The sequence below is a fragment of the Amycolatopsis sp. NPDC028719 genome, from assembly GCF_055565395.1.
The window spans coordinates 377,190-397,788 of record NZ_JBVHUL010000010.1 but is presented as its reverse complement, the minus strand read 5'-3'; the positions used below and the strand labels follow the sequence as shown (position 1 = coordinate 397,788).

16 protein-coding genes are annotated in these 20,599 nt (G+C 69.8%); 4 read left to right on the top strand and 12 right to left on the bottom strand.

Annotated elements, in window-relative coordinates; genetic code table 11:
- On the top strand, nucleotides 1-558 hold a 558-nt coding region (locus ACZ4TR_RS38455), incomplete at its 5' end, for a hypothetical protein (protein ID WP_465293087.1).
- Here ACZ4TR_RS38455 and ACZ4TR_RS38450 read toward each other — a convergent pair.
- Nucleotides 539-760, bottom strand: coding sequence for a hypothetical protein (locus ACZ4TR_RS38450; protein ID WP_284745377.1), 222 nt, complete (start codon nucleotides 758-760; stop codon nucleotides 539-541). The genes ACZ4TR_RS38455 and ACZ4TR_RS38450 overlap by 20 nt on opposite strands.
- Before the next feature lie 58 nt (nucleotides 761-818).
- Here ACZ4TR_RS38450 and ACZ4TR_RS38445 point away from each other — a divergent pair, with 58 nt between their 5' ends.
- Nucleotides 819-1,298 (top strand): GNAT family N-acetyltransferase, encoded by a 480-nt coding sequence (locus tag ACZ4TR_RS38445; protein ID WP_465293085.1) that lies wholly within the window; start codon nucleotides 819-821, stop codon nucleotides 1,296-1,298.
- Here the strand turns inward: ACZ4TR_RS38445 and ACZ4TR_RS38440 are convergent.
- From ACZ4TR_RS38440 to ACZ4TR_RS38410, 7 genes are all read right to left on the bottom strand, one after another.
- Entirely contained in the window at nucleotides 1,291-1,749 is a 459-nt protein-coding gene (locus ACZ4TR_RS38440) for a hypothetical protein (RefSeq protein ID WP_465293083.1), read from the bottom strand. The genes ACZ4TR_RS38445 and ACZ4TR_RS38440 overlap by 8 nt on opposite strands.
- Before the next feature lie 50 nt (nucleotides 1,750-1,799).
- Nucleotides 1,800-2,030 (bottom strand): hypothetical protein, encoded by a 231-nt coding sequence (locus tag ACZ4TR_RS38435; RefSeq protein WP_465293081.1) that lies wholly within the window; start codon nucleotides 2,028-2,030, stop codon nucleotides 1,800-1,802.
- Nucleotides 2,031-2,044: 14 nt separating this feature from the next.
- Nucleotides 2,045-2,251 (bottom strand): hypothetical protein, encoded by a 207-nt coding sequence (locus ACZ4TR_RS38430; protein ID WP_360768190.1) that lies wholly within the window; start codon nucleotides 2,249-2,251, stop codon nucleotides 2,045-2,047.
- Nucleotides 2,252-2,276: 25 nt separating this feature from the next.
- On the bottom strand, nucleotides 2,277-3,989 hold the full coding sequence (locus tag ACZ4TR_RS38425; protein WP_465293080.1) for a hypothetical protein: 1,713 nt from the start codon (nucleotides 3,987-3,989) through the stop codon (nucleotides 2,277-2,279).
- Nucleotides 3,990-3,994: 5 nt separating this feature from the next.
- Nucleotides 3,995-5,842, bottom strand: a complete 1,848-nt coding sequence (locus ACZ4TR_RS38420) for a hypothetical protein (RefSeq protein WP_465293078.1) — start codon at nucleotides 5,840-5,842, stop codon at nucleotides 3,995-3,997.
- 308 nt (nucleotides 5,843-6,150) lie between these two features.
- Nucleotides 6,151-6,792, bottom strand: a complete 642-nt coding sequence (locus tag ACZ4TR_RS38415; RefSeq protein ID WP_364514427.1) for a zinc ribbon domain-containing protein — start codon at nucleotides 6,790-6,792, stop codon at nucleotides 6,151-6,153.
- A 61-nt stretch (nucleotides 6,793-6,853) separates the two neighbouring features.
- Nucleotides 6,854-8,032, bottom strand: a complete 1,179-nt coding sequence (locus ACZ4TR_RS38410) for an MFS transporter (protein ID WP_465293077.1) — start codon at nucleotides 8,030-8,032, stop codon at nucleotides 6,854-6,856.
- Between the two features lie 95 nt (nucleotides 8,033-8,127).
- On the opposite strand from ACZ4TR_RS38410, the gene ACZ4TR_RS38405 reads away from it, so the two are divergent.
- The gene (locus tag ACZ4TR_RS38405; RefSeq protein ID WP_465293075.1) at nucleotides 8,128-8,634 is read left to right on the top strand and encodes an Lrp/AsnC family transcriptional regulator; all 507 of its coding nucleotides are present in this window, start codon (nucleotides 8,128-8,130) and stop codon (nucleotides 8,632-8,634) included.
- A gap of 42 nt (nucleotides 8,635-8,676) precedes the next feature.
- Entirely contained in the window at nucleotides 8,677-9,456 is a 780-nt protein-coding gene (locus ACZ4TR_RS38400; RefSeq protein ID WP_465293073.1) for a M15 family metallopeptidase, read from the top strand.
- A gap of 42 nt (nucleotides 9,457-9,498) precedes the next feature.
- On the opposite strand, the gene ACZ4TR_RS38395 is transcribed toward ACZ4TR_RS38400, so the two are convergent.
- From ACZ4TR_RS38395 to ACZ4TR_RS38380, 4 genes are all read right to left on the bottom strand, one after another.
- Nucleotides 9,499-10,890 (bottom strand): SpaA isopeptide-forming pilin-related protein, encoded by a 1,392-nt coding sequence (locus tag ACZ4TR_RS38395; protein ID WP_465293114.1) that lies wholly within the window; start codon nucleotides 10,888-10,890, stop codon nucleotides 9,499-9,501.
- 235 nt (nucleotides 10,891-11,125) lie between these two features.
- The gene (locus ACZ4TR_RS38390) at nucleotides 11,126-15,037 is read right to left on the bottom strand and encodes a DNA-directed RNA polymerase subunit beta' (RefSeq protein ID WP_364514415.1); all 3,912 of its coding nucleotides are present in this window, start codon (nucleotides 15,035-15,037) and stop codon (nucleotides 11,126-11,128) included.
- 95 nt (nucleotides 15,038-15,132) lie between these two features.
- Nucleotides 15,133-18,636 carry a DNA-directed RNA polymerase subunit beta gene (rpoB, locus tag ACZ4TR_RS38385; protein ID WP_364514413.1) on the bottom strand — a complete coding sequence of 1,168 codons (3,504 nt, stop codon included), beginning with the start codon at nucleotides 18,634-18,636 and terminating at the stop codon, nucleotides 15,133-15,135.
- 949 nt (nucleotides 18,637-19,585) lie between these two features.
- Nucleotides 19,586-20,581 (bottom strand): hypothetical protein, encoded by a 996-nt coding sequence (locus ACZ4TR_RS38380; RefSeq protein ID WP_465293113.1) that lies wholly within the window; start codon nucleotides 20,579-20,581, stop codon nucleotides 19,586-19,588.
- Nucleotides 20,582-20,599 lie beyond the last annotated feature (18 nt).

Below are 20,599 nucleotides of genomic sequence, written 5' to 3'. Positions count from 1 at the left end.
TCGCACACGAAGTACGTCGAAGGCCGCAAGGAGCACTGGTTCAAGGCCTTCGCGGCCGAGCGCGGCGGCACGTTCCACAGCGGGGTCGCCGGCGAGCCCGCCCCGGCGCCGACGTTCGGGGTGATCCACTCGACCGGCCGCCCGCTGGCGGAAAGCACCCACACGTCCTGGGTCGAGTTCCGCCACCGCGACCGGCCGGTGATCGCCGTCGACACCCAGGAGCCGTACCGGCACTTCGACGACCACACGTACTTCCGCGACGTCCACATCACGCAGGTGCGGGTGCCGCCGTGCCCGGAGCTGCGGATCGCGCCGGGGAAGGCGCCGTCGATGCCGACGCTGCCTCCGGACTCTCCGCTCGAGGGCGAGCTGACCCGGTGGCTGGCCGCGAACCCCCACTTCGCCCAGCGAGACGTCGTCGTGGCGCACGGCTCGGCGCGGACTTGGGCGCAGGGGTGCGCGACCCGGCAGAACATCGTCGCCGAGGCGGGCTACCTCGCCGACCTGGCCGATCGGTTGCCTGCCGCGCTGTGGAGCGTCAACGACGGCGCGTCGTGAGGTGCGTCAAGCCCGCCGACAGCGCGAACACCAGGCCCAGGCCCACGATGTAGGGCCCGGCCAGCAGGGCGAACCCCGCGCCGATGTTGGCGTCGGCCTGCTCGTCGGACCGGAAGCCGATCGCCCCCACCGACAGCAGGATCGCTCCCACCGTGATCAGCAGGACGGCCACCACTGTCAGGCGCTTCGTGATCGTCGTCATACCTTCATGGTGCCCGGGGCCCGGCCAATTCGCTGGACAGCGGCCCCAGGATGAGGACGTGAACTGGAAGATCACCCAGATCGACGTCGCTCACGCGGACGCCGTCGCGATCATGCGCGAGTACATGGACGAAGTCGCTTCGCGCTACTACGGGCGCCCGATCACCGAGGCCGAACTCACGCAGTACGTCGCCGAGGAACCCGGGATCGACCTGGTGCCGCCCACCGGGGCGTTCCTCGTCGGCTACCGCGACGGCGACGTCGCGGGCTGCGCCGGCACCCGCGTCGTCGCGCCGGGGGTCAGCGAGCTGACGAAGGTGTTCGTCAAGCCGGCCCACCGCGGCTCGGGGATCGCGCCCGAGCTGGTGGCGGCCGCCGAGGACGCCGCCCGGCAGCTCGGGTCGGACCTCATGCGGCTCGACACCCGCCACGACCTCGTCGAGGCACGCGCTCTCTACGCGAAGATCGGTTACGCCGAAGTAGAGCCCTTCAACGACGGGCAGTTCGCCGAGCACTGGTTCGCGAAGACCCTCAGCTGACGCAAGCGGCGACCTCGCCCGGCGCCGAATGCTGCGTCTTCACCACCCGGCCGCCTACGGAGACGCGGCATTCGACCGCGCCACTCCCCTGCCCGAGCAGCTGGATCGACCCGGCCGCCGGCCACGAGAGCACTTTCCGCCACGGCAAGGCGACATCGAGCTCCTCGTGGACCAGGCCGAGACCGTTCGAGTCGTAGACGACCGTCGCGGTGCCGGTGCCGGCCAGCTCGTACGTCACCTGGTACCCGGACGGCGCCGGCGGGGTCGAGGTGTACGTCGCCGTCGCCATGATCGTGCGCGGCGGCACCGACGACAGCGACGGCTCCCCCACCACCGCGACCGACGGCGAAGGAGGCGGCGAACCGTTGTCGCCCAGGATGAAGATGCCGGCGGTGACCGCCGCGATGGCGATCACCGCGATGCCGAGCCTGCCGACGAGCTGCCGGTTCATGGGGACTCCCGAGGAAACGGCGGCCCGTCGGGCGAGGGGCCGCCGGAGGGTCAGAAGGAGGGCAGGAGCTTGCCCGGAACGCCGTTGACCGACTGGATCAGGCCGAGCACCGGGACGCCGAGCGGCGCGAACGTCCAGATGTTGTCGAGGCCGCTGGTGTCCGGCTCGTCGACCACGACGACACCGGGGGCGTCGGCCGCGAGAGCCGGCGCGGCCGCGCCGAACAGGGCGGCGCCGGCGAGGACCGCGGCACCGGCCGTGCGAGCGAGGTTCTTCTTCATCGTTTCTCTGCCTTTCAGGAAACCGCGGTGATCAGGTCGAAGACGGGGGCGAGCAGGTCGACCGGCTGGCCGAGCGGGCCGAGGACACTGCCGAGGTCGACGCCGGGCACGAGCCAGACGGAACCGTCGGTCGGGTCGGCGGACGCCACACCGGCGGCCAGGCCAGTGAACGCCGTCGCCGCGACGAGCGGCAGCAGCACGCGGGCAGCAAGACGCTTCATGCTTTTCCTTTCGTAGCCGGGGGTTTCAGCGGAGAACCGACGTGATGGGCACGATGGTTCCGTCGGGGACCCACTGGCCCGCGTAGTCGCGGTCCATCACCATTCCGGTGGCGTGGGGTTCGGTGGGGTACATCGGCATGGCGTTGACCTGGGCGGCGGCGAAGATCTGCACATCGCCCGCCGAGCGGTCGGCGCCCAGCCAGCTCCGGAAACCGCCGAGTGTCGGGCTTTCGCCGCCGAAGCGGTCGCCGACCGCGACGGCGTACCCGACCGCGGTCGCTTCCCGCGGGTCGAACCGCAGCGGCAGCGACGCGCTCGCGACCGCGTTGACGATCGGCCCGTTCAGCAGCCACGGCGCCAGGTAGAGCCCGTACTGGTGGGTGGGCTCGAGGCGCTGCAGCTCGGCGGCCCGCGTCATCGCCGTGTACCCGGCCGCCCAGCCGGAGACGACGACGAGCGCGGTGTCGGGCCCGGGATCCGGCCGCACGGCCAATCCGGCGCGCGCGGCGGTGTCCCGCACCAGTCTCGCGGCCGCGACCCCGCGCGGGGAGTCGTCCTCGACCAGCGTGATCGCGGACGGCTTCCGCCCGGCGAGGAACTCGACGAGCTTGACCAGCGCCCCGGCGTCCTCCGGTGTCAGGGCGTCGGACGGGCACGCCGTCAGGACGTCGGAGCGGCCCGCGACCAGCCCGCCGAGGGCCGCCGACGCGCATTCCGGCGCATCGGCTTCGGTGATCGACGGGCCGGGTGCGCTGCCCGCGTCGACCTCGACGACCGTCGTCGTGCCGCCGCGGCGGATCTCCAGGTCGCTGCGGCCGGGCGGCAGGTCGACGTCGGCCCAGGTGCCCTCGGCGCCGGGCCGGGCGACGGCCTTCGTGATGATCCCGCCACGGACGTCGGCGGAGAGGTCGTCGCCCGCGCTCGGCGGGAAGTGGACGATGTTGTGCCCCGGCCGTTGGGGGCTGACCAGCACCGGGAACCCCGGCGCGTCGGCCAGCAGCGGCACGCCGGGAACGGGCAGCGGCGGCGGTGCCGGGATCGCGCCCAGCGCGCTCCAGGCGAGGAACGCGACGGCGACTCCGGCCGCGCCGAAGCGGTAGGCGCGGGCCCGCAGCACCGCCGCGAGCCCGCTGACCAAGAGCGGGACCACCACGACCGCCAGCACCGCGAGGCCGCCGAGCGTGCCGACGAGCCGCCGGTCGAACCCCAGGCCGGAGAGGCCGAACCGCACCGCACCGGCCAGGACCAGCAGGCCCCCGAGGGTGATCGCCAGCGGTCCGGGCCGCACCGCTGCCGTCTCCGGCACCGCCGGGCCGAGCAGCGCGAAGCCGAACCACACCGCGGCGCCGGCGACGAACACCGTGCCGACCGCGAACTCGGCCCCGGCACCACCGATCGCGGTCTCCAGCACCAGCAGCGCCAGCAGCGCGACCGACGCCCAGCGAGCGGCCGACGGCCACCGCAGCAGCACCGGCACGGCCACCGCGAGCACGACGTGCGCGGCCAACGCGACGACGTCGACGTCGGCCGCGAACGCCGAAACCACGGCGAGCAGGGCGGAACACCCGCCGAGGGCGGACAGGGTGAGCTTCGTCCGGCGCGGCACCTCGGTCACCAGCGGGAGCAGCAGGCCGCCGCCCGCGAGCAACGCCGTGGCGAGGAGCAGCGCCAGCCGGATGCCCAGGGCCAGCGCGTCCATTGTGGACGAACCGGTGGATGGCGTGTCGTGGTGGTCCATCGGCCCTACCTGATGTCCGCGTCCGCGACCACGAACAGCTCGGAGTGCGGCTTGGCGTTGCCGAAGTCCCCGTGCGGCCACGACTTGCGGTTGAAGTTGATGCCGACCTGCCCGGTGAACTCGTCCCGGAAGTTCTGGTCGACCGCGACCTTCCCGTCCGGCCCGAGGTTCAGCAGGTTGACCTTGTGGTCACCGTCCAAACCGGACCGCGCGACGAAGTAGTTCGACACCGCGAGGTGCTGCGGCGACGTCGTTTCGTGGTAGAAGCCGTCGCTGCCGAGCGCCCAGTTGTCGTAGGCGCCCCAGTGCGGGCCCGCGCCCGGCGTGCCGGGGTTGATCGGGGCCGCGCCGACGACGGCCGGCAGGTCGCCGCCCCCGCCCTGCTGCGCCTTCGCCTTGGTGTCGACCCGGCCCTGGATGTCCTCGATCCGGTCGCCGGCGTTGACGAGCTTCTGGATGTCGAGGACGTAGACGCCGCCGGTGGTGCCGGGGTCGTCGGCCGAGAGGGTGCCCTTCTGCCGCCCGACGATCGCGCGGTAGAGGTACTTGTCGTCCGGGCTGGTCTGGATCCAGCCGCCGTTGGAGCTGGCACCGTTCGAGTCGTTGTTGGCGTAGATGGACTTGTTGGCGGCGCCGTCGTCGAACACCTCGATCCAGTGCGGCTCGGCCGCGGTGATGTCCGGCGTGTAGAACACCGCGCCGCCCTGCATGGTCTGGGCGAACGCGCCCTTGTGACCGGGCAGGTTCGTCACCGTGGTCTCCATGACCGCGCGGCTCTCGGCGTGCAGCGGGTCGGCGGGATCGGCGCGCGGGCCGTCCTGCAGGTACGACACCGACTTCAGCTTCGGGTGGTTGCGGTCGGAGATGTCCCAGGTCCGCACGGTCGGCCGCCGCAGGTACGGCGACGGCTGCTTCACCGGGTCGAGGATGATGTTGCGCGGCTCGGCGTAGTCGCTGGTGACGAGCGTGTCGAGGTCCTCGCGGGCCTGGATGCCGTGCGGGTTGGCGCAGGTCGGCTTGCCCAGCTGCGGCAGGTTGTCGCAGAGCTTCTGGTTGTCGCCCTGCGGGGTGGCCGCCGGGGACTCCGACAGGACTTCGGCGTTCTGTCCGAAGTGGACGACCTCGCCGGGGCTGCCCGCGAAGCCGTTGCCGATCTGGGTGGAGCCGTCGGCGTAGGAGTGCGGGCCGGGCACGACCGGGCCGCCCATGTACGTGCCGTACGCGGTGCCGTCCTTCAGGACCCAGTAGGCATCCGGGACGCTCCCGCCCAGCGTGTTCGTCGGCAGGCTGACGCCCTTGAGCTTCAGCTGCGGCAGCGCGCTGACGTCGAAGGCGTACGTCGCCGCGGCGAACAGCGCGCCCGCGTAGATGGTGTCGCCCCGGTGCCACACGTACTGCATGTGGTGCGGCTCGTTCTCGACCAGCGGGCCGACGGTGGCGGTGTTGACGACCTTGCCGTAGGCCGGCGAACCCTGCGTCGCGTCGATCACGGCGAGGAAGTCCGGGCCCGGCAAGGCGTTCTTGATCTTGTTGAGCCCACCGCCGAGGGTGCCCGGCAGGTTCTTGACGTCCTTGACGAGCGTGTCGGCGATGTTCTCGTCACCGGCCCAGACGAGCAGCCACTTCTTCGGCGTGCCGCTCACGGAACGGGCGAGATCCTTGGACACCAGGTGGTTCTGCACCCAGTACTGCTTGCCGTCGGACGCCGTCTTCGCGTCGGTGACGGTCTGGACGTCGGCGTAGGCGCCGGTGGACGAGCCGGTGTACGTGACGGCGCCGGCCGCGAGAGCGAGCGCGGCGGCGCCGGTCACCACCTTTCGCCACCGGCCTGGGCGCGACGGGGTTGAGCGCATGGTTCTCCCTGTTCTTTCTCACAGACGAAACCGTTGGCGTGCAACGGAAAGAGGACGTCAGCTGACTCGAACGGGATATTCGCGCCAAGCGGGCAAAGGGTCCAGCCGTGATCAAAGAATGAGAACCGACCCGAACGGGTCAATCTCTCACCAAGTGGGCCGATTTGACGTGGCCCGTTGCGCCGAATGGGTGAGTACTATTGCTAGACCAACCGGCGGTGTCACGGTTGGTCATAATGACGCAGCCCCGGCGCCTGAACGCCGGGGCTGCGAGTTACGTATTCGTTATGAAGTGGCGGGAACTCCGGTCAGAGTTTGCTGCCGCAGTCCGAGCAGAACAGCGCGCCGGGCTTGTTGCTCTCGCTTCCGCAGCCGCCGCAGCGGACCTTGAGCGCCAGCGACGTCCCGCACGAGGAGCAGAACTTCCCGCCCTCGGCCTTCAGGCCGCAGCCCGGGCAGGTGACCTTGGCGCGGGTGCCGAGGTCCAGGTCGGACGTCCAGTCCTTCTCGCGGGCCTTGTCCCAGATCTGGTCGCGCTGCGCCGACGCCTGCGCGCGCGAGATCTCCTCGGCGACGCTCGGCGAGCAGCGCAGGCACTGGCCGATCTCCTCGTTCCAGCACTGGTCGTGGCACATCCAGTCGCCGCAGCCGCGGCACTGGCGGAAGCTCGGGGTGATCTCCTTGACCGCCGCCGTCAGCGCGCGGTCCTTCGCGGGCGAGTTGGTCGCGCGGTCGTAGCGCCACTGGTCGGCCGAGTTGCTCAGGTCCCGCAGCGTCCCGCCGAAGAACGAGCCGACCGTGCGAAGCACGCTTCGCCCGGTTTCCATGGTGTCGCGCTGGAACGCGGAGCGGAAACCGTTCCCGCAGCGTTCGCAGCGGAACTCGAACTGGTACCCCTGCGTGTTGGAGAGGTCCGAGAAGTTGTCCGTGAAGGGCACAGAGTCAGCCACGGCCCATCTTCGCCAGCGCACCGCCGCCGTGGCGACGAGAGATTTGCCGACAACGACGCGGCTACCGGCCGTCACGGGATGCCAGCAGGGCCAACGGAAGCAGCGCCAGCACGCCGCCGACGACCGCGACGAGCGCGTAGCCGCCGCCGGCAAACAGCTGTCCTGACCCCAAACCGGCCAAAGCGGACGCGGACCAGACCACGGCGTCCACGGTGCCCTGCACCCGGCTGCGCGTCTCCGGCGCGAGGTCACGGCTCAGCTGCGCGCTGCCGCCGACGAACACCAGGTTCCAGCCGTACCCCAGCAGGAACAACGCGACCGGCAGGCCGGACGTGTGCGCGGTCGGCGCCGCGAGCGCGGTCGCCGACGCCAGCGCCAGGACCCCGAGCCCCGCGTTGATCGTGACGCGCGGGCCCCAGCGGTCGGCGATCCGGCCGGATAGCGGCGCCAGCGCGAACATGCCGAACAGGTGCGCGCTCAGCACCCACCCGACGACGTCGAGACCGTGGCCGTGGTTCTCCAGCTGCAGCGGCGTCATGGTCATCACCGCGACCATCGTCAGCTGGGCGGCGACCATCGCGACCAGCGGCCGCACGACGCCGGCCGCCCGCACCGGGGCGACCGCGGTCACCGGCTTTTCCCGCGGCAGCGGGACGTGCCGCGGGAGGAACGCGGCCGCGAGCGCGGCACCCGCCGTGGCCAGTACCGCGACCGCGACCGGCCCGGACAGCGACGGCCAGCCGAACCCGGTGGCGACGTCCGCCGCCGGGGCCATCAGCGCCGGCCCGGCGAGCGCGCCGACCGTCCCGGCCCACACGACGTTCGACAGCGCGCGGCCCCGGCGTTCCTCCGGGTAGAGGTCCGCGGCCAGGTAGCGCGACAGCTGCGCGCCGCCGTTGCCGAGGCCGACCAGCAGGATGCCGAGCAGGAGCGGCACCAGCGACGTCGTCAGCGCGCCGGCGAACGCGATCAGCGCACCCGCCGCGGCGACGCCGTAGCCGACGGCCAGCACCCGGCGGCGGCCGTGCGCCGGCAGCAGCAGCCCCGCGCCGAACGCGCCGGCGGCGGTGCCGAGCACGTTCGCGACGCTCGGCAACCCGCTCCAGCCCGGCCCGCTGCCCGCGGCGACGATCAGCGTCGCCGCGGTGCTCAGGCCGACCGTGGCCGTGTTGAGCAGTGCCACGCCGGCGAACAGCGCACCCATCGACCGAGCCCGGCCGGTCACCGTCAAAGTCCCCATGACCAGCAACTTTAGGAACTCTCGGCGCACTTTCGAAGGGACGATCAACGGCAAATCCGTCGCCACGCCCGCTCTTCGGAAGGAAGATGGGGGTCATGACCTTCCGTTCGGAAAAGCCCCTGGACGACGTCGACTGGCGGCTGCTGGAGCTGCTGCAGGCCGACGGGAGACTGTCGTTCAAGGAGCTGGGCCGGCGCATCAACCTCTCGGCGCCGGCGGTGGCCGAGCGGGTGCGGCGGCTGGAGGAGACCGGGGTGATCACCGGCTACCGCGCGCAGGTCGACGCGCGGCGCGCGGGCCAGCCGCTGCAGGCGTTCGTCGAGATGCGGTGCGCGCTGAGCAGCTGCCTGCTGAAGACGTCGAAGGCCGAGGACTACCCGGAGGTCGTCGAGATCCATCGCCTGTCCGGCGACCACTGCACGATGCTGAAGATCCGCGCGGCCTCGCTCGAGCACTTCGAGGGTCTGCTGGAGCGGCTCGGCAAGCACGGTGAGCTGCGGTCGACGGTGGTGCTGTCGACGCAGTTCGAGGGACGGCCGGTGCGGCCGCCGACGGAGGACTTCCTGCGCGCGACGACGTCGGAAGGCTGGGTTTCCCCCTGAGCGGCGGCTGATCGCGCAGCGGTTACCTGCTAGAGGAAAGGGATGCCGATTCTCCGTCGCGCGCTCGCCGTCCTCCTCGCCGTCTTCGTCGGGGTCACCGTGCCCGGCACGGCCCAGGCGACCGCCGCACCCCGTGACTTCGTGGCGCTGTCCGACGTCGCGCCGTCGATTCTCCAAGACATCCGCTACGCCACCCGGCACAACTTCGTCGGCCGGCGCATCGACGGCTACCTCGAGCCGACCTGCATCCTGACCCGGCAGGCCGCCGAAGGCTTGCGCCAGGTTCAGGCCCGGTTGCGGAAGCAGGGCTACACCCTCAAGGTCTACGACTGCTACCGCCCGCAGCGCGCGGTCGACCACTTCGTGCGGTGGGCGAAGGACCTCGCCGACGAGAAGATGAAGGCCGAGTTCTACCCGAACGTCGCCAAGGACCGGCTGTTCGCGGAGGGGTACATCGCCGAGAAGTCCGGCCACAGCCGCGGCAGCACCATGGACCTGACCGTCGTGAAGCTCCCGCCGCGGTTCCAGCGCCCGTACTTCCCCGGCGAGCCGCTCGAGCCGTGCTTCGCGCCGCGGAACCAGCGCTTCCCCGACAACACGGTCGATATGGGCACCGGCTACGACTGCTTCGAACCGCTCGCCCACACCGACAACCCGGCGATCACCGGCGTCGCGCGGCAGAACCGCGACCTGCTGCGGGACACCATGATCGCGGCGGGTTTCCACAACCTGCCCGAGGAGTGGTGGCACTACACCCTCGACAACGAGCCGTTCCCGGACACCTACTTCGACTTCCCGGTGTCGCGCCGCAGCCTCCGCTGACCCGAAAGCGCCCCGGTCCACTGTGGACCGGGGCGCTGCCCGTCACCGCGCGCAGTCCGCGGGGTCGACCGGCACCTCAGGCTGCGGCGCGACCCCCTCTTCGGCGGCGATCTGGTACGCGTAGTGGTTCTCCGGCGGACCCTGGACCTCGATCCCGGTCGGGTTCCCGTACTTCGTCTTCCAGCCTGACGGCGTCAGGAAGTACAGCTGGTAGGCGGGCCCGGGAGCCACGTCCTCGAAGAGGAAGTGCCCGTTCTCGTCACTGGTGCGCCGGCCGGTGACCGGGCAGTGGCGGTCGGACACCAGCACGACCTCGGTTCCGGCCAGCCCCCGCGTCACCTCGCCCCGGTCGTCGATGACTCCGATGCTGCCTTCGACGACAGCCTTGGCGCCCGGCACCGCGGCTTCGACGCGAACTTCCGCATGGTGCTCGATGTCCACTTCGCTGTACCCGAAGTCGCAGGCGGCCACGACCTTGCCGCGGTTGAGGGACGCCTGCGGCACCGTCTCGGACACGTCGAAGGTGCGCGTTTCGCCCGCGGCGATCGTCACGCCACGGTTCCACACGAGATCGCCCCAGCCGGGGCCGATCCCGTCCAGCAGGTAGCCGTCACCGATGCGGTTGCACGCGGCCACGATGCCGGTGAGCGGGGTGGAGCCCGAGTTGGCCAGCGTCACCGTGAGGTGCGCCAGGTCGCCCGGCTGGTAGCTGTCCTGCGTGAACGCCACCTGCGCGGTCAGCGCGCCGTTCAACGGCGGCGCGCCGCGGATGAGCAGGTCCGGGGTGTCCGGGTCGATCCGGACGGCCTGCCAGCGAACCAGCCAGCCGTCGACGACCTCGCCACCGAGGGTGTAGTCGCCCGCCGGGACGTCGAAGGTGAACTTGCCTTCGGCGTCGCTCGTGGCCGTGTACGTCCTGCTGCCGTGGACGTACCGCAGGGTGAACTCGGCGCCGGCGAGCGGTTCACCGCCGTCGAGGACACCGTCGCCGTTCCGGTCCGCGTAAAAGACACCCGTCGCGCGGCCGGGCACCCGCGTGATCGGCACCCGGGAGTCGAACGACCCGACTCCGAACCCGGTCTCGTCGAACACCCGGCCCCGCACCGCGGCGGTCGTCTGCTCGGGATCGCGAACGTGCCCGGAAACGGCCAGCTCGACGGTCTCACCGGGCTCGACCGTCAGCCCCGGCCGGTTCTGGAGCGCGCCCCACCCGCCGTAGGGAACGGACAGGTCGATCGGGTCGAAGTCCTGGAAGACCGTGAGCCCGGCCGCCCGCCCCGAGCCGTTGTTCGTCAGCTTGAACGTGAAGTGCACTTCGTCGCCGGTCCCGTAGGACGGCTTGTCGAAGGTGACCGAAACGCCGATCCGGTCCGAGGCCGCCCCCGCCGGAGCGGCGAACACGCCGGTCAACGCCGCCATCGCCGTGACGAGCACGGCGAGCAAGACCGCCGCTCTTCGCCCGGCCGAACGCATGACAAATGAAGTGGCCAAAGCAGTTCTCCCCCTGCTACCCGCTGGAACGCGCAAAGCCCCCGAATCGCGCAGAACCGCCTCACTGTAACCAGAGCGGGTAAAAGAGGAACAGCCTCCGCGGCCGATTGGCCGCTTCCGGACAGACGGGAAAGGCCCCCGCCGGAAACCCGGCAGGGGCCTTTCTCGTGACTCAGCTTCAGCGGAAGTCGCGGCCGAAGTCGTAGTCGTCCAGCGGAACCGCGGCACCGGTGCCCGTACCGAACACGTCCGGGGTGTAGTAGCCGTCGTCGTAGGACGGGATCGCGTACGCCGCGACCCGGGCCTCTTCCGTCGGCTGCACCTGGATGTTGCGGTACTTGTTGATGCCCGTACCGGCCGGGATCAGCTTACCGATGATCACGTTCTCCTTGAGGCCCACGAGCCGGTCCGAGCGGCCGTTGATGGCCGCGTCGGTCAGTACGCGCGTGGTCTCCTGGAACGACGCCGCCGACAGCCACGAGTCCGTGGTGAGCGACGCCTTCGTGATCCCCATCAGCACCGGACGACCCGAAGCCGGCTCGCCGCCCTCGGCGACCGACGCGCGGTTCGTCGCCTCGAACTTCGTCCGCTCGGGCAGCTCGCCCGGCAGGAAGTCCGTGCCACCGGAGTCGATGACCGTCACCCGGCGCAGCATCTGCCGGACGATGACCTCGATGTGCTTGTCGTGGATCGACACACCCTGCGCCCGGTACACCTTCTGGACCTCGTCCGTCAGGTGCATCTGCGCCTCGCGCGGCCCCATGACCCGCAGGACCTCGTGCGGGTCCGGCGTGCCCTCGAGCAGCTGCTGGCCGACGTTGACGTGGTCGCCGTCGCCCAGCGGGCCGTTCGGGGTGTTCGCGAGCCGCTGACGCTTGGACAGCTTGTCGAAGACGATCTCTTCGCCGCCGTCGTCCGGGATCAGCGTGATCTTCCAGAACCGCTCGCTCTCCTCGATGCGCACGCGGCCATCGACGTCGGCGATCGGCGCCTTGCCCTTCGGGACACGAGCTTCGAAGAGCTCCTGCACACGGGGCAGACCGGTCGTGATGTCGTCACCGGCGACACCACCCTGGTGGAACGTACGCATCGTCAGCTGGGTACCCGGCTCACCGATCGACTGGGCCGCGACGATACCCACGGCCTCGCCGACGTCGACGAGCTGACCGGTCGCCATCGAGCGGCCGTAGCAGGTCGCGCAGATGCCGACGGCCGACTCGCAGGTCAGCACCGAGCGGACCTTGACCTTCGAGATGCCGCTCGAGAGCAGCTTGTCGATGGCCGGGTCGCCGATGTCGTCGCCCGCGTTCAGCACGACGTTGCCCTTGGCGTCCACCGCGTCCGTCGCGAGGTTCCGCGCGTACACGGAGGTCTCGACGTGCTGGTCGCGCAGGACCTTGCCGTCGCCGATGTCCTCGCCGATCGGCATCATGATGCCGCGGGTGGTGCCGCAGTCGACCTCGCGGACGATGACGTCCTGCGAGACGTCCACCAGACGCCGGGTCAGGTAACCCGAGTCGGCGGTCCGCAGCGCCGTGTCCGCCAGGCCCTTCCGGGCGCCGTGCGTCGCGATGAAGTACTCCGCCACCGACAGGCCCTCACGGAAGTTGGCCTTGATCGGACGCGGGATGTACTCACCCTTCGGGTTCGACACCAGGCCACGCATCCCGGCCAGCGACCGGACCTGCGTCATGTTGCCCGCCGCGCCCGACTTCACGATCATGGCGATCGGGTTGTCGTCCGGCAGCGCCGTCTCCATGATCTTGTGGACCTCTTCGGTGGCCTGCGTCCACACCTTGACGAGCTCGTTGTTGCGCTCGGTGTGCGACAGCTGACCACGCTGGTAGCGCTTCTCCACCTGGGAGGCCTTGCCCTCGTACTCGTCGAGGATGGCGGCCTTGCCCACCGGGGTGAGCACGTCCGAGATGGCGACGGTGACGCCCGAGCGGGTCGCCCAGTAGAACCCGGCGTCCTTCAGGCGGTCCAGGGTCTGCGCGACCTGGGTCATCGAGTACCGCTCGGCGAGGTCGTTCACGATCGCGGCCTGACGCTTCTTCGGCATCGGCTCGTTGATGAACGGGTAGTCCGCCGGCAGCAGCTCGTTGAACAGCACGCGGCCCAGGGTCGTCTCGGCCAGCCACGCCTTGCCCGGCTCCCAGCCCTTCTCCGCGAGCGCCGCTTCGTCGGCCTTGGCCGGCTGGCGGTCGGTGATGCGGATCTTGACCGGGGCGTGCAGGCTCAGCGCCTTGAGGTCGAAGGCCATGATGGCCTCGGCCGTCGACGAGTACGCGTTGCCCGCGCCCGCGGCGTTTTCGGTGAGGCGGGTCAGGTGGAACAGACCCGTCACCATGTCCAGCCGCGGCATGGCGAGCGGACGGCCCGACGCCGGCGACAGGATGTTGTTCGCCGACAGCATCAGGATCCGGGCCTCGGCCTGCGCCTCGGCCGACAGCGGCAGGTGCACCGCCATCTGGTCACCGTCGAAGTCCGCGTTGAACGCCTCGCAGACCAGCGGGTGCAGCTGGATGGCCTTGCCCTCGACCAGCTGCGGCTCGAAGGCCTGGATGCCGAGGCGGTGCAGCGTCGGCGCGCGGTTCAGCATCACCGGGTGACCGGTGATGACCTCTTCCAGCACGTCCCACACCTGCGGCCGCGAGCGCTCCACCATCCGCTTGGCGGACTTGATGTTCTGCGCGTGGTTCAGGTCGACCAGCCGCTTCATGACGAACGGCTTGAACAGCTCGAGCGCCATGTCCTTCGGCAGGCCGCACTGGTGCAGCTTCAGCTGCGGGCCGACGATGATGACCGAACGGCCCGAGTAGTCGACGCGCTTGCCGAGCAGGTTCTGGCGGAACCGGCCCTGCTTGCCCTTGAGGAGGTCGGACAGCGACTTCAGCGGCCGGTTGCCCGGGCCGGTGACCGGACGCCCGCGGCGGCCGTTGTCGAACAGCGCGTCGACGGCCTCCTGCAGCATCCGCTTCTCGTTGTTGACGATGATCTCGGGCGCGCCGAGGTCGATCAGCCGCTTGAGGCGGTTGTTCCGGTTGATCACCCGGCGGTACAGGTCGTTCAGGTCGGAGGTCGCGAAGCGGCCACCGTCCAGCTGCACCATCGGGCGCAGGTCCGGCGGGATGACCGGGACGGCGTCCAGCACCATGCCGCGCGGGTCGTTGCCGGTGGCCTGGAACGCCGCGACGACCTTGAGCCGCTTCAGCGCGCGGAGCTTCTTCTGCCCCTTGCCGTTGCGGATCGTGTCGCGCAGGTTGTCGGCCTCGGCCGCGACGTCGAACTCGGTGGCCAGCTTCTGGATGGCCTCCGCGCCCATGCCGCCGGTGAAGTACTCGCCGTAGCGGTCGACCAGCTCGCGGTAGAGCAGCTCGTCGGCGATCAGCTGGCGGGTGTCGAGCTTCGTGAAGGTCGTCCAGACCTCCTCGAGGCGGTCCAGCTCGCGACCGGCGCGGTCACGCAGCTGGCGCATCTCGCGCTCGCCGCCCTCCTTGACCTTGCGGCGGACGTCGGACTTGGCGCCCTCCGCCTCCAGCTCGGCCAGGTCGGCTTCCAGCTTCTGCGCGCGAGCCTCGATGTCCGCGTCACGCTTGGTCTCGAGGTTCTTGCGCTCGACGCCGATCTCGTTCTCGAGGGTCGGCAGGTCGTTGTGGCGCAGCTCCGTGTTCACGCCCGTGATGACGTAAGCAGCGAAGTAGATGATCTTCTCGAGGTCCTTCGGCGCCAGGTCCAGCAGGTAGCCGAGGCGCGAGGGAACACCCTTGAAGTACCAGATGTGGGTGACCGGGGCGGCCAGCTCGATGTGGCCCATCCGCTCGCGGCGCACCTTCGCGCGGGTCACCTCGACGCCGCAGCGCTCACAGATGATGCCCTTGAAGCGAACGCGCTTGTACTTGCCGCAGTAGCACTCCCAGTCCCGGGTCGGACCGAAGATCTTCTCGCAGAAGAGGCCGTCCTTCTCGGGCTTGAGCGTCCGGTAGTTGATGGTCTCCGGCTTCTTGACCTCGCCGTACGACCACTGACGGATGTCGTCGGCCGTGGCGAGACCAATGCGGAGCTCATCGAAGAAGTTGACGTCCAGCACGTCTAGATCCCCTTGGGGTTGTTTCGGCTAGAGGGGTTGGCGGGCGAGCGAGGGGGGCCCTGCGGGAGGCCGGTCCCCCCTCGCTCAGCTCGCGATCAGTGCACGACGTCGTCCACCGAGGGCGACTCGTTGCGGGACAGGTTGATGCCGAGGTTCGCCGCGGCGCGCTCGAGGTCCTCGTCGTCGGAGTCGCGCATCTCGATCGAGGAGCCGTCGCTGGAGAGCACCTCGACGTTGAGGCACAGCGACTGGAGCTCCTTGAGGAGCACCTTGAACGACTCCGGGATGCCCGGCTCGGGGATGTTCTCCCCCTTGACGATGGCCTCGTACACCTTGACGCGGCCGACCACGTCGTCCGACTTGATCGTCAGCAGCTCCTGCAGCGTGTAGGCAGCGCCGTACGCCTGCATCGCCCAGCACTCCATCTCACCGAAGCGCTGGCCACCGAACTGCGCCTTACCACCCAGCGGCTGCTGCGTGATCATCGAGTACGGGCCGGTGGAGCGGGCGTGGATCTTGTCGTCGACCAGGTGGTGCAGCTTCAGGATGTACATGTAGCCGACGGCGACCGGGTACGGGTACGGCTCGCCGGAGCGGCCGTCGAGCAGCGTGGCCTTGCCGTTCTCCTTGACCATGCGCTCGCCGTCGCGGTTCGGCTTGGTCGCCCCGAGCAGCCCGGTGAGCTCCTCTTCCTTCGCGCCGTCGAACACCGGGGTCGCGGTGTTCGTGCCGGGCGCGACGTCGTAGAGCTCCTCGTTGAGGTTCTTCGCCCAGTCCGGGTTGCCTTCGATCGTCCAGCCCTGCGACGCCAGCCAGCCCAGGTGCAGCTCGAGGATCTGGCCGATGTTCATCCGTCGCGGCACACCGTGCGTGTTCAGGATGATGTCGACGGGCGTGCCGTCCTCCATGAACGGCATGTCCTCGACCGGCAGGATCTTGCCGATGACACCCTTGTTGCCGTGCCGGCCGGCGAGCTTGTCGCCCGGCTGGATCTTGCGCTTCTGGGCCACGTAGACGCGGACCAGCTCGTTGACGCCCGGGGGCAGCTCGTCGTCGTCCTCGCGCGAGAACACGCGGATGCCGATGACCTTGCCGGTCTCGCCGTGCGGCACCTTCAGCGAGGTGTCGCGGACTTCGCGGGCCTTCTCGCCGAAGATCGCGCGGAGCAGGCGCTCTTCCGGCGTCAGCTCGGTCTCGCCCTTCGGCGTGACCTTGCCGACCAGGATGTCGCCGTCGCGGACCTCGGCACCGATGCGGATGATGCCTCGTTCGTCCAGGTCCGCCAGCACTTCTTCGGAGACGTTCGGGATGTCCCTGGTGATCTCCTCGGCGCCCAGCTTCGTGTCGCGGGCGTCGATCTCGTGCTCCTCGATGTGGATCGACGTCAAGACGTCGTCCTGCACCAGGCGCTCCGAGAGGATGATCGCGTCCTCGTAGTTGTGGCCCTCCCACGGCATGACCGCGACGAGCAGGTTCTTGCCGAGCGCCATCTCACCGTTCTCGGTGGACGGGCCGTCGGCGATGACCTGGCCCTGCTCGACCCGGTCGCCCTCGTTGACGATCGGGCGGTGGTTGAAGCAGGTGCCGTGGTTCGAGCGGCGGAACTTGTACAGTCCGTAGCTCTTCCGCGTGCCGTCGTCGTGCATGATCGTGATCAGGTCGGCCGAGAGCTCCTCGACGACACCGGCCTGCTCGGCGACGAGCACGTCACCGGCGTCGACCGCGGCGCGCAGCTCCACACCCGTGCCCACGTACGGGGCCTGGTTGCGCAGCAGCGGCACGGCCTGGCGCTGCATGTTCGCACCCATCAGGGCGCGGTTCGCGTCGTCGTGCTCGAGGAACGGGATCATCGCCGTCGCGACCGAGACCATCTGCCGCGGCGAGACGTCCATGTAGTCGATGTCGAGCGGGTCGATCAGCTCGACCTCGCCGCCCTTGCGGCGGGCCATGACCCGGTCTTCGACGAAGGTGCCGTCGTCCGAGATCGGCGCGTTGGCCTGGGCCTTGACGTACCGGTCCTCTTCGTCCGCGGTCAGGTAGTCGACCTGGTCGGTGACCCGGCCTTCGACGACCTTGCGGTACGGCGTCTCGATGAAGCCGAACGGGTTGACCCGCGCGTAGGAGCAGAGCGAGCCGATCAGGCCGATGTTCGGGCCTTCCGGCGTCTCGATCGGGCACATCCGGCCGTAGTGCGACGGGTGGACGTCCCGGACCTCCATGCCGGCGCGCTCACGGGACAGACCACCCGGGCCGAGGGCCGACAGACGACGCTTGTGCGTCAGGCCCGACAGCGGGTTGTTCTGGTCCATGAACTGCGACAGCTGCGAGGTGCCGAAGAACTCCTTGATCGCCGCGCCGATCGGGCGGATGTTGATCAGGGTCTGCGGCGTGATCGCCTCGACGTCCTGCGTGGTCATGCGCTCACGCACGACGCGCTCGGTGCGGGACAGGCCGACCCGGATCTGGTTCTGGATCAGCTCGCCGACCGTGCGCAGGCGCCGGTTGCCGAAGTGGTCGATGTCGTCGGTCTCGACCGGGATCTCGGTGCCGTTCGCCGCGACCACCTTGTCCTCGCCGGCGTGCAGCCGGACCAGGTACTCGATGGTGGTGACGATGTCCTCTTCGGTCAGCGTCCCGGTGTCGTACGGCGTGTCGAGGCCCAGCTTCTTGTTGACCTTGTACCGGCCGACCTTGGCCAGGTCGTAGCGCTTCGCCTTGAAGAACAGGTTCTCCAGCAGGGTCTGCGCGCTCTCCTTCGTGGGCGGCTCGCCCGGGCGCAGCTTGCGGTAGATGTCGAGCAGCGCCTCGTCGGTGCCGGCCGTGTGGTCCTTCTCGAGGGTCGCCAGCAGCGTCTCCGAGAAGGAGAAGCGCTCGCGGATCGCCTCGGTGGTCCAGCCCAGGGCCTTCAGCAGCACGGTGACCGGCTGGCGGCGCTTGCGGTCGATGCGGACGCCGACGGTGTCGCGCTTGTCGACGTCGAACTCGAGCCACGCGCCGCGGCTCGGGATCACGCGGACGCTGAAGACGTCCTTGTCGGTCGTCTTGTCGACGTCCTTCGAGTAGTAGACGCCGGGCGAGCGGACCAGCTGGGACACGACGACACGCTCGGTGCCGTTGATGATGAACGTGCCCTTGTCGGTCATGACCGGGAAGTCGCCCAGGAAGACCGTCTGGCTCTTGATCTCGCCGGTGTTGTTGTTGACGAACTCGGCCGTGACGAACAGCGGCGCGGCGTACGTCATGTCCTTGTCCTTGCACTCCTCGATCGAGGCCTTGACCTCGTCGAAGCGCGGAGCGGAGAAGGACAGGGACATCGAACCGGAGAAGTCCTCGATCGGGGAGATCTCGTTCAGGACCTCTTCGAGGCCGCCGACCGGGTTTTCTTCACCTTCTTCGACACGGCGTTCGAACCACGCTTCGTCCCCGGTGAACCACTGGAACGACTGGATCTGGACGTCGAGCAGGTTGGGAGTGTTGAGCGGTTCGCGAATCTTTGCGAAGGAAACCCGCTTGGGCGCGCCGGGGATTCCCGTGGACTCCGAGCGAGATTCAGCCGAGGTGGTCGCAGCAGTGGCCTGGTTCGCGGGAGAGACTGCCAAGATGCGTCCTTCCGGGGACAATGAGCGGTGACGGCCGCCATAGCAACAGCTATGAGCGACTGTCAAGGGTGCCGTGTGCCCACTATCCTAACTACCGGCTCCGGGCAGCCTGAAAGAGGGCAGCGCAAAGAGGCAGTCTAGCCCGAACGGCGCGGTCTGTCCAGGGGGCGCTCCCGATGGGGCCCAGCCTGCCTCGCGACGTCTTCAGGTATGCCTCCAGGCGAGCCGGTTGTCCCTCCCGCAAGGGCCGCCGGTTTCGCCGTTCGGGAGTAAGCGTGAACCCACCGGGCCCGAGAGTCAAGATGCCACACGGGGGTCCCGCCGGTTGGCGCAGCGTTGAAGAAGGTCAGCGGAGCGTGAGCGGCCGAATAGTGTTCCAGCTACTGGCCGGTAGCGCCAGTAGCAGGGGGTGGACCTGGGTGTTTACCCTGTTTCGACCCCGCCGGGAGGTGTGCTCCAGGCCACTTCGGACGGCACCGGTTCGGCCGTTGGCGGCGTGTCGCGGAGGTTTTCGGTAACCGGCCAGGGCGGGCTTCGGGGGTGTCACACGGGCATCAGGCGTCGCAGGCGTACCGCGCCCGGTAGGGCCGCCGCTGGCGCTGGGCGGGCCCGCTGGAGGGAGCTGCCGGGCCACGCCGCTCGCGCGGGCGCGAGAGGGGGCTTGGGTCCCGCGGAGGAGCCCGTCCGCGGGGCGATGCCGGCGTACCTCCGCCGGACGCGGAGCGCCGATGGGGATCCGTCGGGCCTCCGCCGGACGTGGAGCGCTGCGGGCCCGCGTGAGCGGACCGGACGAACCGGTCAGGCGAGGTCGCCACTCACGCTCCGAACGCAGTGAATGACCCATTCATGTCCTGCAACGCCGTGAATGACTCATTCACGGCATCGCCGCCGGACGCGATCGTGGCCCGCGACCCCGGATCGAGGGCGGCGGGCCACGGTCGGCAGAGCTTTACTTCGTCGGCGAGGGGGACGCCGGCGGGGCCGAGGACGCCGGTGCCTGGGTGGCCGCCGGGACCTTGGGCGCGTTGTACGTGTCCATGTCCGTGATCTTCCACTTGTCGCCCTGGAGCTGGGCGTTCAGGTGGAGCTGGGCGGTGCCCGCGGTCGTCTTCTTCGTGTCCGTGCGGGTCGAGGTCTGGTCGACGAAGACCATCACCTTCGCCAGGTCGCCGTTGAGCATGATGACCGCCGCGCGCGTCACCTTGCACGTCACGATCATCTTCTGCGCCGGCGCGAGCCGCTTCACCTCGCCCATCAGCGAGTTGTACTTGTTCTTGACGTCGTCGTTGGCGAGCAGGTCGTTCGCCGCGTCCTCGGTCTTCTTGATGTTGTTGAAGTCGTAGGAGAACAGCGCCTCGGCCGCCTTCGAGACGGCGTCCTTGACCTGGGCCGTCTTCGCGACGTCCAGCAGCGCGGTGTTGCTGGTCGCCTGCGACACGGCGACCTCCTCGGACTTGAACCAGAACGCCAGGCCGCCCAGGACCAGCGCGACGAGCACCAGCGCGCCCGCGACCACGTACGGCTTCTGGACCTGCGCGACAGCGGGCTTCGACGGTTCCGCCGAAGCCACCGGGACCTCGGACTCGTCCGTCGGCTTCGCGATGCCCGTGTCGCGCTTCTTCCGTCGCGGGGCCGGCTTCGCCGGGGCCTCTTCGTCGACCGGCTCGGCTTCGGGCTCCCCGGTGAGCGCGTCGACCTTCGGCTCGTCCTCGACCGCTGCGAACACCTGAGTGTCCTCGGCGGACGACGCGGACGACCCGGACGACCCGGACGGCGCCGTGTCGAGCTGCCCGCTCGCGGCTTCGAACGACTCGGCGGGCTTGGCGACCGGCCGCGGCATCGGACGCGGTGCCGGGCGGGGCCGCGGCTTGGCCGGGACCGCGGGGAGCCGGCCGGTCCGCTCGGCGGCGGACTCGTCCGCCGGAGGCTTGCGCAGACCGGCCACGCGGGGCCGGCGCGACGG

Excerpts from the sequence above, each read along its gene's own strand:
- ACZ4TR_RS38435 (WP_465293081.1), bottom strand. The coding sequence starts at position 2,030 with ATGAAGAAGAACCTCGCTCGCACGGCCGGTGCCGCGGTCCTCGCCGGC.
- ACZ4TR_RS38430 (WP_360768190.1), bottom strand. The coding sequence starts at position 2,251 with ATGAAGCGTCTTGCTGCCCGCGTGCTGCTGCCGCTCGTCGCGGCGACG.
- ACZ4TR_RS38420 (WP_465293078.1), bottom strand. The coding sequence starts at position 5,842 with ATGCGCTCAACCCCGTCGCGCCCAGGCCGGTGGCGAAAGGTGGTGACC.
- ACZ4TR_RS38440 (WP_465293083.1), bottom strand. The coding sequence starts at position 1,749 with ATGAACCGGCAGCTCGTCGGCAGGCTCGGCATCGCGGTGATCGCCATC.
- ACZ4TR_RS38400 (WP_465293073.1), top strand. The coding sequence starts at position 8,677 with ATGCCGATTCTCCGTCGCGCGCTCGCCGTCCTCCTCGCCGTCTTCGTC.
- ACZ4TR_RS38405 (WP_465293075.1), top strand. The coding sequence starts at position 8,128 with ATGACCTTCCGTTCGGAAAAGCCCCTGGACGACGTCGACTGGCGGCTG.
- ACZ4TR_RS38410 (WP_465293077.1), bottom strand. The coding sequence starts at position 8,032 with ATGGGGACTTTGACGGTGACCGGCCGGGCTCGGTCGATGGGTGCGCTG.
- ACZ4TR_RS38425 (WP_465293080.1), bottom strand. The coding sequence starts at position 3,989 with ATGGACCACCACGACACGCCATCCACCGGTTCGTCCACAATGGACGCG.
- ACZ4TR_RS38450 (WP_284745377.1), bottom strand. The coding sequence starts at position 760 with ATGACGACGATCACGAAGCGCCTGACAGTGGTGGCCGTCCTGCTGATC.